This is a genomic window from Planctopirus sp. SH287, assembly GCF_056500625.1.
The window spans coordinates 97,817-114,974 of the sequence record NZ_CM151403.1 but is presented as its reverse complement, the minus strand read 5'-3'; the positions used below and the strand labels follow the sequence as shown (position 1 = coordinate 114,974).

The following is a 17,158-nucleotide window of genomic DNA, read 5'->3' as shown; positions in this document are numbered from 1 at the left end:
CAAGGAACGCCCTGACGGCTTCGCTTTCAAAGGAATGAAACGATGGGTGCCAGGTGAAAAGGATTGTCTATCAATCATGCCTGACAAATTGCGTGAAACCAGATTGTCTTGAGTCAGGTACATGAGGGAGTGCCTGATCGATTGATGAGGCGATGATTGCCGGGAAGAACCAATGTTTATCCTCGCAAAGAATTCTCAATTGAGTTCATTTTCCGAACACGCCATGCTATTGCCAATGAATCGCCCAAGGTGGGGCGAGGAGATCATTGGTGGAGACGATGAGTAGACCTGTTAATTTTGAATGTCGAAGTTGACTTGTCGGCGTTGCCATACTGACGTTTCACCATTTCCTGAAATACCGAAAGAACGGGTTCATGAGACAACTGTTTTGGATGTCGACGCTCAGCCTGGTGCTGGGGTGTGCAAGTTTCTGGGCGGCTCCTGTCGCCATGGCGCAAGCCACTGCGACCAAGCCTGCGGCAGCAGCAGACGCGGAAGACGATGAATATGTGGCGGGCGAGTACCTTCTGCCGCCCGGAACGACATTCTTTCTGGCCGTCCCTGATGTGCCTTCCTTTGTGGAAGGCGTGAAAGCCTCCACCTTTGGTCAACTGCTTGCCGATCCGGCTTTTGAACCATTTCTCAAAGATGTCCGTGCGAAGATTTCTGAAGGTTCTGACAAGCTGAAAGAAGAGTTGGGTCTGACGATTGAAGACCTTTTGAGCGTTCCCCAGGGCCAGGTGGTCTTTGCCATTATCCCGACAGATGGCGGCGAAATTGGTGGCGTTTTCATGGTGGATTATGGTGACGCTGAAGAAACCGTCACCAAGCTCAACAAGAAGATGGAAGAAGCCCTGAAAGAAAAAGGGGCAGAGATTTCCATTGAGAAGAAGGGTGAAGTCGATGTGACTGTGGTCACATTGCCAGAAGATGCCACTGCTGATAGTCCTATCAAGAAGCTGGCTTATTTCAAATCAGACGGCACTTTCGTCTTTGGGACATCGGTGGGTGTGATTGACGCGATTCTGGATCGATGGGATGGCGAGAATACCGAAGTCTTTGCCAAAGACGAGATTTTTTCCGCGATCATGGAAAAGGTTGGCCGTAAGGACGACAGCCTGGAACCCGACTTCAAGTGGTTCATTAATCCTGTCGGGCTTGTCGAAGCCGTTGCCAACATGATTCAAGAGCAGCAGCCACAGGCTGGTATGGTTGTGGGAATGATGCCCGTGCTGGGTCTCGATAAGTTGCGCGGTGTTGGTGGTTCGGTCATTATCGATGAAGAAGAATTTGATTCGCTCGCGAAGTCATTTACTTATGTCGATCAGCCAACTTCAGGGATCATCAACCTCTTCAAGTTCCCCAGCATCACCATGGCTCCTCCTAAGTGGGTGGGTGCCAATGCTTCGATGTACACAGGGGTCAACTGGGACTTTGTCGCTGCTTATCAGGCTGCAGAGAGCATGTTTGATTCCTTTAGCGGCCAGGGAGCCTTCGCCCGTCAGGTGGATGCGATTGCTGATCAGGGGCCGAACATCCACATCAAGAAGGACGTAATTGATCTCCTGGCTGGCAAACTGCATGTCACTTCGACCGGCACCGGGGTGACCGAAGGGAATCCTGTCGGTGACTTGACCGTTGCTATTGAAGTGAAGGACACCGCCGCTGCTTCAAAACTGATTGAGAAACTTCTCGATCAGGGTCTCGCTCCTTTTGAAACCCGGAACTTTGAAGGAACCAAGATTTTTGAGTTTGATAGCTCACAAGAAGGTCTGGCTCCGGCCTTGGCAGTGACTGCGAATTCCATTGTTGTCACCGCTAACGTGACAGCCATCGAGGGAATGATTCGTGGGACAAAATCGCCTCTGACCAGTTCACCAACTTATGTGAAGCTGTCGCGATTCTTCCCTGCGAAGGTTTCTTCTCTTACCTTCCAGAATGGCCAAACTCAGCTGAAGACTCTGTACGAGCAGTTGCGAACTGGTGAAGCGGATACCAGTGCTGTTGAAGGAATCGACTTCTCGAAGTTGCCTCCTTTCGAGAAGCTGGCGAAGTACCTGCGTTCATCGGCTGGCTATTCCACCAATGAAGAAAAGGGTTCACTGACCGTGCAGTTCACCCTCAAGGAAGCTGACCCCAAGTAATTGGTATCAGCACAAAGTTTTCAAAATCCTGGCCTCTCCCAGCACTTGTTGGGAGGGGCTTTTTTGCAGGAAAATCTCATGGAGCTTGCAGCCAATTGCAGCCTCCCTATCAAAGATCTGGCCTTAGACGCTTTCCAGAAATCAACGGCGCGTTGAGAGATACGTAAAGCATTCTTGCTCAGAGCCGCAAACATGGCACGCAAAGCGCCGTTAAATCCTGGGATCCGTATTATTTCTTTGCCACTCCTCCTGGCCCGCCTTTCCCTTTGCTCCCTGCGACCCGGTAGCCCATCGACTTCAGTGCCTCGGTTAATCGCTGGACATGTTGGCCCTGAATCACAAGATCGTGCTCTTCGATCGAACCGCCTGCTCCGCAGGTTTTCTTCAGGGATGTCAGCAAGGCGGCAAAATCGGTTGTCTCGGGGGAGAGACCTCTCACGAGGGTGACAAAGCGATTTCCCTTGCGTTTCTCTTCAAAGAGTTTCACTGTCTGCGTTGCCGGGTCAGCCCATGTGGGCGGAGTGACAACGGGAGGGCAGCCACACTCCGCCTGCAGTTTTTCACAGCGATCGCATTGAGGTGGCCGGTCAAATGAAGTTCCGGCAAAGAGACGAGTCATGACCGACCTTCCTTGCTCGATTCTCAGATGGTTGGTACTGGCAACGTGTTGGTTGAAAGGAGCGAGAGGAGCTTGGCTTCAAGGTCAGCGTCAGCCACCATTTCCTTGCTGCCGCTTTGAAGATCCTTGACTTGCCATTCCCCATTGGCGAACTCATCACTTCCCGCGATCACTGCGATGCGGAAGCCCTTGCGGTCGGCATACTGCAATTGCTTCCCGAGTTTCTTGTCCTCAGGGAAGACTTCTGTCGCGATTCCTGCGGCTCGCAGTCGACGGGCGAGTCCCATGTAGGCACCCAATCTGGCGGCATCGAACTGCGGAATGAAGACGACAGCTGGCGTGGTGGCTTTGGCGATCATTCCCAGGTCCTCCATGGCTGCCAACAGTCGATCCAATCCCAGACTGGCACCAACGCCCGGAAGTTGTTCCTTGGTGAACAAACCCGCGAGATTATCGTAGCGTCCTCCCGAACAGACGCTGCCGATAGTCGGCAGATCACTCAGAAAGGTTTCGTAGATCGTGCCGGTGTAATAGTCCAGTCCGCGGGCAATCGATAAATCGAGCGTGACGACATCCTGGGGGAGTCCTGCTTCTTTGGCTGCTGCAAACAACTCACGCAGGCGGCTGACCCCTTCCATCGCTTTGGCGTTACCAGCGAGCAATGTTTCGAGCGTCGCTGGATCTGCTGATCCTGACAGCAGATCCAGCACCTTGACGGCTTGTTCGCTGGTCAATTGCACTTTCTCGACCAACTCGGTCAGCACGACATCACGCCCGACCTTTGGCAGCTTGTCAATCGCGCGGAGCACGCCCACTGAGCGGTCGGCAACGTCTAACTGCTCTAAGACTCCATTGAGAATCAGGCGATTATTAACGCGAATGCCGAACTTTGGTTGACCATTTTGCGTAAAGCCGATGGCACTCAAAAGGTCGTAAATCACCAATAAAGTTTCAATGTCGGCTGCGTTTGAAAGCGTGCCGATTGTGTCGAAGTCGCATTGGACGAATTCGCGATAACGGCCTTTCTGGGGTTTCTCGCCGCGCCAGACGGGAGCAATGTGATATCGCTTGAACGGCAGGCCCAGTTCCCCCGCGTGCATGGCGGCAAAACGAGCCAGAGGCACCGTCAGATCAAACCGCATGGCCACGTCGCGGTCGCCATTGTCTCGAAAGCGAAATAACTGCTTGTCGGATTCATCGCCCCCTTTGCCCAGAAGAATTTCACTGTATTCAAGCACGGGCGTGTCGATCGGGCTGAAGCCATAACTGCGGTAGACTTTCCGCGCTGTCTCCATCAAATGTTCACGAGCCATCATTGCATCAGGGAGATAGTCGCGAAAACCGCCAAGCACACGAGGAGTAATCAATTCAGACATGGATCAAACTTCGACAGAAGGAAACGGCCAGAAAGAATGCAGTCGGGATGTTATACCAACCTGCATCTTGCCGGGCATTCCCTGATGGGAAAGAGAAGATAGTCAACAGAGTTGTTTCAAGACGAACACGTTGTGTGCAATGCCAGATTTCCAGGTTACCAACAGGCAACTTTTTTTGATGGCTTTTCTTCGCCTCTCGGCACGGTTTCAATAAGAGGGCAATCAGAGTCCAATAAGGGCTTTAACCGGAAAGGGCTTCAACTGGAGTCTGCTTCAAAAAAGCCGCCGTTTTTATCGCAACGTGTCAGCCGCCCCCTCTCCTGAGACTTTCACAATGGCAATGGACGAAGAAAAGCTCGAAATCGTACAGAATGTTTATGGCGTCGAGAACTGGTCGGCGGGCTATTTTGACGTTAATTCCAAAGGGCATCTGCTGGTCAGGCCCGCGCCCGGAGATGCTCGTTCGGTCGATCTTTTTGAACTGGTCAGCTCTCTTCGTGATGAACGAAAACTGCATACTCCCCTGCTGTTAAGATTTCCGCAGATTCTCACGCATCAGCTCAAAAAACTGGCGACCAGCTACCAGCTTGCCATTGAAGAATATGGCTACAAGGGCCGCCACTTACCGGTCTTTCCGATGAAGGTCAATCCCCGGCGAGAGGTTGTGGAGGAGTTTCTTAAAGAGTCGGCCCGTTTCACGGTGGGTTTAGAGTGTGGATCCAAGCCCGAGCTTTATGCGGGGCTGGCACAGAACCAAAGCCCCGAGTCACTGATGATCTGCAACGGGTTCAAAGATGAGTCGTTTCTGCGTCTGGCCATGCTGGGGGCTGAAGCTGGCAAGAAGATTGTGGTGGTCATCGAAAAACTCAGTGAATTGGTCACCACGCTCAGACTGGCTGATGAAACCGGCGTGATGCCGATGATCGGCCTGCGATCCAAGCTCTATTCACGCGGGTCAGGGAAATGGGCTTCGTCTGGTGGCGAGTCTGCGAAATTTGGCCTGACGACTTCCGAACTGCTTGACTGTGTTCGGCTGCTGAAAGAGCGAGGCAAGCTGAATTCACTAAAGCTGCTGCATTCGCATATCGGCTCGCAGATCACGGATATCAAACGAGTCAAAGCCGCCATGAAAGAGGCAGCGCGTGTCTATGCCAAACTGCGTCAACTTGGCACACCGATCGACACGATGGATATCGGCGGCGGGTTAGGAGTGGATTATGACGGGTCAAAGACTCGCTACGAATCTTCGATGAACTACACCGTGCAGGAATTTGCGAACGATGTGGTTTACACCATCAAAGCGGTCTGCGACGAAGAAAATGTGCCCCATCCCCATTTGGTCACCGAGAGTGGTCGGATGATGACGGCCTATCATTCGGTACTTATCACCAGTATTCGTGATGAAATCGAAACGTTCGCCGATGACAAGCCGCAGATCACTGTTGACGATGATGACCCTCAGGTAATTGTGGAACTGAAGGATCTTTACGACGGGATTAACGGGAAAAATTATAACGAATACTATCACGATGCGCTGGAGCACAAGGACGAACTCCACACCCAGTTCAATCTGGGTCTGATCAGTCTGGAAGACCGGGCGAAGGGGGAGGTTCTCTTCTGGGAGACTTGTGCGCGGGCGCTTAAAGAATCTGAAAACGCGAAATCACCGCCGGAAGAATTTGAAGATCTCAAGCGGATTCTGGCCTCCAAGTATCTGTGTAATTTCTCGCTGTTTCGTTCTGTTCCTGATAGCTGGGCGATTGGCCAGCTCTTTCCGATCATGCCGATTCACCGGTTGGATGAACCATTAACGGACTTCGCGACGCTGGTTGATGTGACCTGTGATTCCGATGGCCGCATCGACAAGTTTGTCGATTTGAAAGATGTCCGCGAGGTTCTCGAGCTTCACAAGTGGAAGCCCGATGAGCCTTATTACCTCGGCATCTTTATGGTAGGGGCCTATCAGGAAGTGATGGGGAGTTTTCACAACCTGTTCGGTCTGCCTAATGAAGCCCATGTGGTCATGGAATCGGAAGGCCGTTGGCATATCACCAAGCTCATTCAGGGGAGTAAGCTGGGAGAGATGGTGGCGTTTGCCCGCTATGATAAAGCCCAACTTCTTTCCGGATATCAACACCAACTGGAAGCACAGCAGGCTGCTGGTCAATTGACGGGCGAAAGGGCTGAGCAGTTGCTTGCGGCTTACGAAGAAATGGTCAATGACAATACGTATCTCAGTCGTTGATTCTGCTGTTTGAGAAACGGCGTTCTCAAAGATTTGTCTCAAGAAGCAGGCAACATGCCTTCGCATCGGTTAAAGTAATTGTGAAAGATGGACGCCAGGAGTCGACATTCTTCTCTGCGTTCATCGGCAGCATGCTAATCTCACTCTCGAATTTGCTCCCGCAGGAAACTTCTTCACATGACCTCGCCACGCCGTCATCTTCTCTTTTGCCTGCCTACGGCTTCAGGATGGAAAAATTTCGTAGCAAGCTCGGCTCTGCTGGCAGCAACTGCCACGCTTCCTGGCTGCCCCAGCGCTCCGCCCGCTCCTTCAACGTCCGTCTCGACAGAAACCAAGGTGGAACCAGATAGTCCTCAACTGATCGAAGAACTTCGGGCCAAAAGCGGCCTGTTGACACTGGATGCTCACGGCCGGGTGATCAAGGCGGACTTCACCGTCAAAGGCACCAAGGTTTCTGATGGAGAGTCAGCAGCCGAGACATCGATCAGCGATGACGATCTTGCCAAGGTGGCACAACTGAAGAACCTGGTCGAATTGCGTCTTGAAGGGCCGAAAATCACAGACAAAGGAGTCGCTCTCCTGAAGCCGCTGACTGGCCTGGTTGTCCTCGGGCTTGAGAACACGCAACTCACTGACACTGGCGCAGAAACGCTGGCGAGCTTCCCGAATCTGGAAGTTCTGTATCTTCGCCGTACGAATATTCTGGATCCCGCGCTGGCTTACCTGACCAAGCTCAATAAGCTGCGTGCCCTCGACCTGCGATTCACCAATGTCACCGACGAGGGGATCAAATCGCTGGCTGGCCTGAACCAGTTGCGTGATCTCCGATTGCAAGCAACACGAGTTTCTGACGCCTCGTTGCCGCTCATTGCCAAGCTTCCCAACCTTGTGAAGCTGAACGTCTGGGGGATCAATTTCACAGACGCGGGCTTGAGCCAACTGGCAGAGACCAAGTCGCTCCGCGTGCTGGAACTGGACGACACGCTCCTGACCAGCGAAGGCTTGATCAAGCTGGGTGGGCTGACTGGCCTGGAAGAACTGCATGTTCGCCGGACTCGCATCAAAAATGATGGGCTGGCTGTTGTTAAAAACATGCCCAATATGCGGCGGTTACTCCTGCGTGACACGCTTTGCACAGACCCAGGGCTGGAAGCTGTCAGTGGCCTGAATAAGTTGATCGAACTTGATCTGACCGAAGGCATTTTTGGTGACGATGGCGTTAAATTCCTCGCGAATCTCACCGCGCTGGAAGACCTGAGCCTCTGGGCCACGACCACGACAGACGCCGGGATCGAGTCGATCAAGAACTTGAAGAACCTCAAGGCATTGAACCTCGAACAGACACGTATCACCGATGCTGCCGCCAAGACGATTGCCGGTTTCAGCAATCTGGCAGAGTTGAATCTGTCGCAGACCGAAGTGACTGACGCCACGTTGAAAGAACTGGCAGCCTTGAAGAACTTGAAGAAGCTGTCTGTCAACAACTGCATTATGCTCAGCGGTTCGGCATTAGAAGAACTGAAAACCGCCAACCCCGGTTTACTGATTGTTGGGCCATAACGTTGTCACGGTTCGCTTAAGATCGTCATCGGAAGCCCTCGAAGTTGCTGACGCTCACTCGAGGGCTTCCGTTCATTCTCCATTACCGGCTACAGGACATTCTCATGACATCTCTCCGATTCGCTGTGAAGACTTTGGCCGCTTTGCTGGTGGCTGGTATGGCCTCCTCCCTGGCGCCGGTGATGGCTCAGGAATGGGCGCTCAAGCGATTGGAAGATTCTCCCCGCCATCTCGAATATGTCGACATTCAGGCGGGGTCTCGCAAAGTCAACTCCTTCATTGCCTTTCCGGAAGTGAAAGAGAAGGCTCCGGTGGTCATTGTGATCCATGAGATCTTCGGTCTCTCCGACTGGGTGCGAGGCGTGACTGATCAATTGGCCGAACGCGGCGTGATCGCGATTGCTCCCGATCTGCTTTCCGGCAGCGCTCCGAACGGCGGTGGAACAGCGGCTTTGGGTGGTGGCGACGGAGCACGCAAGGCGATCTCTTCTTTGCCCCCCGATCAAATTACGGCAGATCTTAAAGCGGTGATTGAATACGCCCGGAAGCTGCCTGCTTCCAATGGAAAAGTGGTGGTGATTGGCTTCTGCTGGGGTGGCGGGCAGACCTTCCGCTATGCCACCAACAGTTCCGACATTGTGGCTTATTGCCCTTTCTATGGCACTGGCCCCACCGATGAAGCGGCTATCGCCAAAATCTCGGCTCCGGTTTATGGTTTCTATGGCGAGAACGACGCCCGCGTAAATGCCACGATCGCTGGTTCCACCGCTTTGATGAAAGCAGCCGGAAAGAGTTATGAGCCGATCCTTTACAAAGGAGCCGGCCACGGCTTCATGCGGGCCGGTGAAGCCCCCGAAGCTTCAGAAGAAAACAAGCAAGCCCGCCTCGACGCCTGGAAACGCATTGAAACCATTCTGGAACCGCTGAAGTAGCTTGCTCGCTGGGGCGACACATTCGTGATCAACAGACCATGCAGTAGATAGGGGCGGATCATGTAGGGCAGGCTCCCGCCTGCCGGTTCGATGTACTTCACAGTTAATGATGGCCGCTAGAAACATCGGCAGGCGGGAGCCTGCCCTACTACTGTAGAATGAGTGGTACGTGTGCTGTACGTACAGTGAAGATGCAAATCGCGTGAAGGTTCGATCATGATTAAGAAGCTTACCAGCCAGGGCGATTCCACGGCACTGATTCTGGATCGGCAGATCATGCAGTTGATGGGGATCGATAAGGATTCACTGGTGAAAGTCACTTTGAATGGGCGGCAGCTTGTCATCGAACCACTCCCTGACGAGGAAAGGGCTGACAGGATCCGCGATATCCAGCAAAAAGTGACGAGTAAGAACGCTGATCTGTTCAAGCGGTTGGCGAAATAGCACTCCATCATCAATCACGCAGTATCAGATGATATTGAATCCATACTTACTGGAAAGTAAATACCAAACATCATTTTCGAGTCTGATGGATTGAGAAATCTCTGATGAATGATCGCCTAGTTGGGCATGGTACAAATCGCTGTCGATTTCCGTTGTGTCGCTTGCTGATCGTAGCAATAGCGATACTCAACTGGCTCACTTTTGACCGACCTTTACAGGCGGAGAATATCAAGCCGTTTGGCATCCGGGTTGTTGATCAGGAAACAGGCCGGGGGATTCCGCTAGTGGAGTTGGTGACCACTGCCCAGCAGGTGTTTGTGACCGATAGTGCCGGATGGGTGACAGTGGGTGAGCCAGAACTCGTCGGCCAAGACGTTCACTTCATGATTCGCTCACCCGGCTATGAAGCGGCTCAGGATGGTTTTGGCATTCGGGGGCAACGTTTCAAAATCACGCCTGGAACGACAGCTTCTCTTATGTTGTCTCGCCAGCAGCCCGCCGAGCGTCTCTACCGCACGACGGGGTTGGGGATTTATCGTTCAGCCCGCGAACTTGGCCTGAAAGAGCTTCCAGAGGAGCCTTCAGCCGCTGCAGGAATTGCGGGTTGTGACAGCGTGTTGCTGACTCGCTATCAGGGGAAACTCCATTGGTTCTGGGGTGACACCACGCCGCGAGGGTATCCACTGGGTAACTTCCATATGACGGGGGCGACCACGCCACTTCCTGAACCGGGGGAGAGTCTGGCGGATCGTCCGCCGCACTATCGTTATTTTCTCAAGCCCGAGGGCTTTGTGAAGCCGATGATGCCAATGCCGGGGGAAGGCCCCACCTGGATGGGAGGGCTGACTTCGATCAAAGACGAAACCGGACGTGAACGGATGGTGGGGGGCTATTCAAAGATAAAGAACGGCCTTGAATCCTATCGCTGGGGTTTGGCGATCTGGAATGATGAGCAGGAACAGTTTGAATTGCTCGTCGAGTTCCCTCCAGGTCAGGTGAACTATCCGGTTTCACAGAATCATTCATTAACGACAGTCGGCCACTCTGTGGATGATGGCTATCTCTATTTCTGCCAGCCATTCCCGTTGATGAGAGTGAAACGCGACTTAAAGTCCCTACAGAATATTTCTCTCTATGAAGGATATACATGCGAGGCGAATCATTCGACGGAGGCCGAGCCGCGATTGGAACGCGATGAGACCGGGAAACTGGTTTATCGTTGGCAGGCCGGCAAGGCTGCGATGACTCCCGAGAAGGTCAGATCGTGGAAAAAGCGAGGGCTGATGCGGCCAGAAGAGTCCTTGTTTGTGATGAAATCTCTTCCGGAGAACCGAACGATCCAGCCGCAATATGGCTCAACTTACTGGAATCCTTACCGTCAGAAATATATCACGATCTTCACCGAGATTTACGGGGAAGGTTCCATGCTTGGGAACGTCTGGTATACCGAATCAGAGACTCTGACAGGCCCTTGGCGGAAGGCCATCAAGGTGGCAGAGCATGGGCGATATTCGTTTTATAACCCGCGTCAGCACCCTGACTTCTCAGAAGCGGGCGGACAGATTATCTATTTTGAGGGGACATTCACGCAGAGCTTTTCCGGAATGCCACAGGGTGTTCCCCTCTATGATTACAACCAGCTCATGTATCGGCTGGATCTGGGAAGGCTTCAGTTGGACTGAACCTGCCTCACGATCCCGCGCCGCCTGAATGACGGGTTCAGGACTGATGGTTTGCTTGAAATCGCTGGCGGGTGTAATTGCTCCAATCCCTGAGAGACGAGGTGTTGTAGGACAGTGCGGCCTGAGAGGTTGAGATGGCTTGGGGGCAGTTTCCCTGAATCTGACTGTGTGTTACGGCTTTGCCTGCAGGTTGGTGTCGTCGCAACATCCTTTATTGGTGGACTTTACGGCCTGTTCAACCCTGCTTTTGAAGTTTAGCGCACCCTGGGGCATGTTTCAGGTTAAGCGATATGGCCGGTACATCAACGCTCGCCCATGTTATGAAGTGTAATTTGTCATTGGGCGGGCCACTCACCAAACCTGATCAACAACCTCACAATGCTGCATAGACCTTGAGCAAATGTGTGGCGATGGGACAGAGCATGGCTTGATTTTCAGCAGGTCTTAAGCATTTCCGGACTGGTGTGAACTACTTTTCGATGATGCTTGTGAACTTTTATCAAGACGGATCCAGAGAATCGCAAGATTGAATCTGTTAACTTTGTGTTCAGTTTTTGATTTGCACCTGATTTACACTTTATGGTTCAATGTTTGCTCGGGAAGAATGTTCCAGGCACCCGCCAATCGCTTTGTAGGATGTACCGAGTTACTCATCCAGGCAACTTGAGTTATTGGCACGGCACTTTTCGGGAAGACTCGTCTTCTCAAAATCTTGCAACGGCTTGTTATGAAACGCCAAAATCGATTGGCAGTTTTCGATCTGCTGAGATGTGACCCTTGAATCCCCGCGCTCATTGGCTCCCTGTTATGCCCACCCTTGCGACCACGACTTGGTATTACCGTTTATTTGGTGAAGAGTTCGGCCCTGTGCCGCACGAAATGCTGCTGGGTCTGTTAGAGAACGGCACATTGTCGGCCAGCGATGAAGTGCGTGCTGAAGGGGAGTCCCGCTGGGTTTCTCTGCAGAGCCTTCTGGATGCCCCCGAGGACCAGAACGCCGCGACTGACGAACAAATGCTGGAAACAGCGGGGCGTGAGACGCTGGAGCGGCTTGGTGAATCTCAGAATGGCTGGTTCTGTAAAGTTCTAGGCCGCGAGTTGGGGCCGTTGCCGTTTGAGGAGTTGCAATCTTTTGTCGAAGAGGGCCAGTTGGGGGCTGATGCCGAGGTAAAGCTGGGATCATCAGGCAAATGGCGAACCGTCCGCTCGATTGGTCGTCTGATGGCTGTGCTTCCCTTCCAGAAGGGAGAGCACAAAATCCCTGAAGGGCGATCATCGAAAGAGTTCACTATTCCGCCAGTGGTGGAAGAGGCTCCTGTTGAAAAGCCTCGGCGAAGTGAACCCCCACGTGCGAAATCCCGTTACGCTGATGACGATGATGATTTTGAAGACGAAGACGAGGAGGACGATCGTCGCTCACGGCGGAAGCGACGCAAACGGCGATCGTCTGATTCGGGGCAATTCAACCGTTCTGCTCCCGGTTATGGCATGCCCCCTTTCGCTCCTAACGGGGGCATGGGAGGATACGGTTTCCCCGGTGGACATACTCCCGGTTATGGCATGCCGGCGATGGCTGGTGGGGCTGTGGGCATGGGGGGATATGGCGGACAATGGGCACCGCCCGTTGCTCCGGCTCCGGTTGATCACCATTGGTACGCCTGGATTAATGGTCAGGAATATGGCCCCAGCGAATACAGTCAGTTGACCCAGTGGGCAGTGGCCGGGCAGTTGGCGGCAACGGACTATGTCAAACAGGGGACCAGTGGCCAATATGTTCTGGCATCAACGGTTTCGGGATTGATCCCAGCCACACCTGCTCCTGCAGCAAAACCGGCTGTGACTCTTCCGCCAGTCCCTGTTGAAGCCGTCGTCGCTCCCTCGAGTACGGTCGTCTCCCAGTCAGCAACGAAAAAGGTTGACGAGAAGCCAGCTTACTCGCAGCCGAATGCCAGTGATACCGCCAAGCTTTCCCGGTCTGAGACATCAGAGATCAAAACGGTTTCTTCGCAAGTATCCGCGTCTTCAGCCGTTGAAAAAGAGATTGTTGAGGAAGCCGCCAAGCCGGCTTATAGCTCTGCTTCCTCATCCAGTTCTGGTAGCTATGGTTCTTCGGGGGGGTATGGTTCTTCCGGGTTTGGTGGTGCGGCTGCTCGTCCCATGCCGCCACGTCCGCTTCCCAAGAAAAAGGCCTCGATGGAGCGGCCCGAATGGGTCGATGACGCCATTGGTCACATCAAATCCCCAACGGGGTTGGCAGCGGCTGGCTTAATGCTGCTGGTGGGGCTTTACTTTGCCTGGGGATTCCTCCCAGCCAGCACTGGCAGTGATCGCGCCTTGCAGACAAAACTGGAAACGATTCTGACCAAGGTCAAGACGTTACGCACCTCCAAGGCTCCAGCCTCAGAATGGGATGCACTGGCTCAGCAGGCCACTGCGGAATTCCCGCCCGCGTTTGTGGATCAGTTAAAGCAGACCGCCAGCCGCAAATACCCTTATAAGCAGCTTCACTTATGGTGTATTCGCGACCGCTTGCAGAAAATGCTGACGAACTCCCGGACGAAAATCTCTCATGAAGAGCATGACTTCGAGAACAATCTGCGTGAAGCGGCCAAGCTCCTGAAGATGCCCACGACTATCGTGGCAGCACCGGAAGTGGCTGCAACTGCTGGCGGGGCTGTTTCGGCCAGCAAGGGGCAATAAGAGGCGATCCGAGAACGCTCAAATCCTTCTCTCTTGAGGGAGAAGATGGCCGCAAGCCGGATAAGGGGGGAGTATGTAGTTCTCGATGAGAGGTTGCCTATTGCGATGAGGAACACGGAGGGTTAATCAGCCCTCACCCCGGTTCTCTCGTGCTGGCGGGAGAGGGAGGATCTCGGACAGGCTCTGAGTGAGTATGTCGAATGTGCGTTTGACGCCGATCTTCCATCAATTCACAGAGCATGTTTGCTCAAAGCCACATGGCAACGTAGAGCGATATTTCAAATTCAAATGCGTATTACACTGCCAGAATAGCTAATGTTGGTGCATTGCGCTGGCGCTTCATGCAACCGACATGAGACATCGATCATGCGGCAGGGCTTAATTGCTTGAGAAGACGTTATTCGAGGCTGGAGAGGAGTTCCAGGATCTTTCCCAAGTCATTTTCAACACCTCGCGGCATGTTCCGATAAGGCGTTTTGGTGACGCCGCGGCGGGCCAGCTTTGTCTCGAACATTTCGGCATTCCCCGAGTGATACGCGACTGTCGCATCGGGGTCTTTCAACTGGTGGCCCGTCAGAATGCAAACCACACGATCCGATGGAGCAATGATTCCCTGCTCGCGCAGCAGTTTGGCCCCCGCCACGCTGGCGGCACTGGCGGGTTCACAACCCAGACCGCCCGCTCCGACCTGTGCCTTGGCGTCGAGAATCTGCTGATCGTCGACATCGCGCACCACACCGTCGCAGGCTTCCAGCGCCCTCAGACATTTCATCAGATTCACCGGGCGGTTAATTTCGATCGCGCTGGCAATGGTATCCGCACGGCGTGAATGACTATCCATGTCTGCATAGAAACGGGAAATTGTTTCCACAGGAACTTTGCCATTGTTCCAGCGAACATTCTGTTCATTATAGAGCCGATGCAGAGTATTGGCCCCATGAGCGTTGATCACTGCCAGGCGCGGGATGCGGTCAATCAGTCCCAGTTGATGCAATTCGGTCAGAGCTTTGCCGAAGGAACTGCTGTTGCCGAGGTTGCCACCGGGAACGACGATCCAGTCTGGAACTTCCCATCCCAGGCCTTCCAGCACGCGGTACATGATGGTCTTCTGGCCTTCGAGCCGGAAGGGGTTCACGCTATTGCACAGGTAGATCCCACGTTCGGTGGAGACTTCCCGCACGCGGGCCAGTGCATCGTCGAAATCGCCCATGATCTGGACAGTGCAAGCGTCGTAGTCCAGTGCTTGTGACAGCTTGCCAAAGGCAATTTTCCCGCTGCCAATAAAGACAACTGTCCGAAAGGCTTTTGTCGTGCTGGCATAAATCGCCAACGAGGCACTGGTATTGCCGGTCGAAGCGCAGGCCGCCACGTGTGCCCCCACCATTTTGGCGTGGGTTGCTGCAGCCGTCATGCCGTTATCTTTGAAGCTGCCGGAGGGATTCAACCCTTCATATTGCAGGAAGAGATTCCCGGATTTGACGCCGACATAGTTCGCCACCGCCTGGGCGTTCTGCAACACGGTCTGCCCTTCGCCGATCGTGACAATGGACTCTTCCGGTGCGAAAGGAAGCAGCTCACGGAATCGCCAGACACCACTGAAATCGAGGGGCTGGTTGCGTCGGCTCCAGCGCTGCTCAAACCACCGCATGGAAGAAGGAACGCGGACGCGGTTCCAATCGTACCCGATATCCAGCAAGCTTCCGCAAGCGGTACATGACGTCAATGTCTGGTCGATGGAGTAAGTCGCCCGGCAGGTTGGCTCAATACAGATCTGAAAAGCCACGTCATTGATTGGCGATGTTGGCAGCTTTGCAGGAACGGCGGGGATGGTGGCAATGGGAGGAGTCATGACAGCGGCCTTCACGGGCAAAGTTCTTTTAAGGATGAATCAGGTCTTTGCCACGGTTGTTCAAACAGACAGAAAACAATCAAATTTCACGGACAGATCACTCGACCGTAAGCACATCGGGCATGCTGATTGGTTGAATTGGCGCTTCACTCACGCGCTGCGATCATCAACAGGAAGAAAGCGGAGATCAATCGGCCCGATATAGTCGCCGAGAGGTCTGAGCTTCCATGTCGTTCGTATCTGTTCCATATAATGAGCCATCCAGCCTGCGACTCGTCCTGTGGAAATCACCACCGGGGCAGCATCAATGGGTATTCCAAAATACTTCATCATTCTGACGACGATCCAAAGCAGCGTGGGGCCTTGTTCGGCTGTCTCCCAGGCGGCCGCTTCGATCCAATCCGCGTGTTCTTCCCAGATCTCAAAATCGACCTGATCGGCGAGCTGGTCGGCCCAATCATTGAGGACGCGGACGCGGGCGTCTCCTCCACGGGGAATGCGTGGCCCAAAGCCGGGCAGGATGGCTCGTTCTTCCCAGAGTCGTTTGATCAGTTCCTGACTCATTTCGGGGCTATTAACGGCGTCCAGTAAGTCGGCAACGGCGCGCGCTTCATCCAGTGGGCACTCACCGCTGAAAACACTGAGAGCAGCGACTAATGACCCCAATACATCCACGCGGGTTCCCGCTGCCAGACGAGCTGCCAGCGTGCTAGGCTCGTATTCAAAATCGGCAGAGACAACCAGTAAGGCATCCATGGCGGCTGCGTGATCGTCGCGAGGTTCGATCCCTGAAGCCAGACGTAAAAAGTTACCGCCGTAAGAAAGTTCGGAATGATATTCCGCATCATCCGGGAGCGTTCCTCCCACGACGGCGGCTGCCATAATGGGATAGCGGGCTAGTAAGCGATAGGCCTTTTCCCGCTGCGCGGAAAGAGAGATGTCCTGTGCTTGTGGGTCGAGCGTGGCGGTGAGACTTACGGCAGTTCGCAGTGCATCCAGTCCCGGAACGTGCATGGGCAGATTCGCCAGCCAGTTCGTCACTTCTTCATCGAGACGACCATCTTCCGAGAGGGCCGCTTCCAGGTCAGCCAACTCTTCCGGGCTGGGGAGAGAGCCTTCAATCAATAACCAGGCCACTTCCGGGAACTGGCCACCACGAGCCAGATCTTCGACACGATATCCCCGGTATTGAAGCGATGGCTGCTTCACAGTAATCGACGTATCTCCCACGACAAATTCGCCAGGAGAGAGTGGGGTCGGTCGGGAAGCCATATTCAGGTTGTTTCCTGTCCAGATACGTAGTGCCGTGTCACGGCTTTATCTTCGGGTGGATGCTGTTGCAACGTGCTCTGTGGCTGGACTTTACAGCAGGCGAGGCCCGATTTTTCCAGTTAACTATACGCTAAATTCAAGATCTCTGCGGCACCGTAGTTGTTGCCCGATTTTTAAGCAACCAGAAATAGATGACCATGCCTCTGCTGAAAGAACGCCCGTCTTAGATCGTTTATCGCAGACGGACGGAAATTGATCTTATCCACAAATCGCGGTCTCGGCCAGAGCCTGTTACGAGAGAAACGCCAACAATCAAGAGGGTTGATTCCACAGAC

The 17,158-nt window shown here is 53.6% G+C and carries 11 protein-coding genes; 7 read left to right on the top strand and 4 right to left on the bottom strand.

Translation table 11 applies throughout. The features are described from left to right. Window positions 1-374: 374 nt before the first annotated feature. Window positions 375-2,144 carry a hypothetical protein gene (locus SH287x_RS00425; protein ID WP_479516434.1) on the top strand — a complete coding sequence of 590 codons (1,770 nt, stop codon included), beginning with the start codon at window positions 375-377 and terminating at the stop codon, window positions 2,142-2,144. A 229-nt stretch (window positions 2,145-2,373) separates the two neighbouring features. On the opposite strand, the gene SH287x_RS00420 is transcribed toward SH287x_RS00425, so the two are convergent. Further along, window positions 2,374-2,763: a translation initiation factor gene (locus SH287x_RS00420; protein ID WP_479516432.1), complete on the bottom strand. Its 390-nt coding sequence runs from the start codon at window positions 2,761-2,763 to the stop codon at window positions 2,374-2,376. A gap of 23 nt (window positions 2,764-2,786) precedes the next feature. Continuing rightward, window positions 2,787-4,130 carry a histidine--tRNA ligase gene (hisS, locus tag SH287x_RS00415; protein WP_479518748.1) on the bottom strand — a complete coding sequence of 448 codons (1,344 nt, stop codon included), beginning with the start codon at window positions 4,128-4,130 and terminating at the stop codon, window positions 2,787-2,789. 343 nt (window positions 4,131-4,473) lie between these two features. On the opposite strand from hisS, the gene speA reads away from it, so the two are divergent. The 6 genes from speA (at window position 4,474) to SH287x_RS00385 (ending at window position 13,702) form a co-directional block, all read left to right on the top strand. After that, a complete protein-coding gene (gene speA / locus SH287x_RS00410) occupies window positions 4,474-6,384 on the top strand; it encodes a biosynthetic arginine decarboxylase (RefSeq protein ID WP_479516430.1) in 1,911 nt (636 codons plus the stop codon). 177 nt (window positions 6,385-6,561) lie between these two features. Further along, window positions 6,562-7,944, top strand: a complete 1,383-nt coding sequence (locus SH287x_RS00405) for a leucine-rich repeat domain-containing protein (protein WP_479516429.1) — start codon at window positions 6,562-6,564, stop codon at window positions 7,942-7,944. A 104-nt stretch (window positions 7,945-8,048) separates the two neighbouring features. Beyond that, window positions 8,049-8,876 carry a dienelactone hydrolase family protein gene (locus tag SH287x_RS00400; RefSeq protein ID WP_479516428.1) on the top strand — a complete coding sequence of 276 codons (828 nt, stop codon included), beginning with the start codon at window positions 8,049-8,051 and terminating at the stop codon, window positions 8,874-8,876. Between the two features lie 216 nt (window positions 8,877-9,092). Further along, complete coding sequence (locus tag SH287x_RS00395) at window positions 9,093-9,320, top strand: hypothetical protein (protein WP_479516427.1); 228 nt, start codon at window positions 9,093-9,095, stop codon at window positions 9,318-9,320. A gap of 104 nt (window positions 9,321-9,424) precedes the next feature. Further along, window positions 9,425-11,002: a hypothetical protein gene (locus SH287x_RS00390; RefSeq protein WP_479516425.1), complete on the top strand. Its 1,578-nt coding sequence runs from the start codon at window positions 9,425-9,427 to the stop codon at window positions 11,000-11,002. Between the two features lie 807 nt (window positions 11,003-11,809). Then, a complete protein-coding gene (locus SH287x_RS00385; RefSeq protein WP_479516424.1) occupies window positions 11,810-13,702 on the top strand; it encodes a GYF domain-containing protein in 1,893 nt (630 codons plus the stop codon). Between the two features lie 397 nt (window positions 13,703-14,099). On the opposite strand, the gene SH287x_RS00380 is transcribed toward SH287x_RS00385, so the two are convergent. After that, a complete protein-coding gene (locus SH287x_RS00380; RefSeq protein ID WP_479516423.1) occupies window positions 14,100-15,551 on the bottom strand; it encodes a threonine synthase in 1,452 nt (483 codons plus the stop codon). A gap of 150 nt (window positions 15,552-15,701) precedes the next feature. After that, window positions 15,702-16,823 (bottom strand): citrate/2-methylcitrate synthase, encoded by a 1,122-nt coding sequence (locus SH287x_RS00375; protein WP_479516421.1) that lies wholly within the window; start codon window positions 16,821-16,823, stop codon window positions 15,702-15,704. Between the last annotated feature and the right edge of the window lie 335 nt (window positions 16,824-17,158).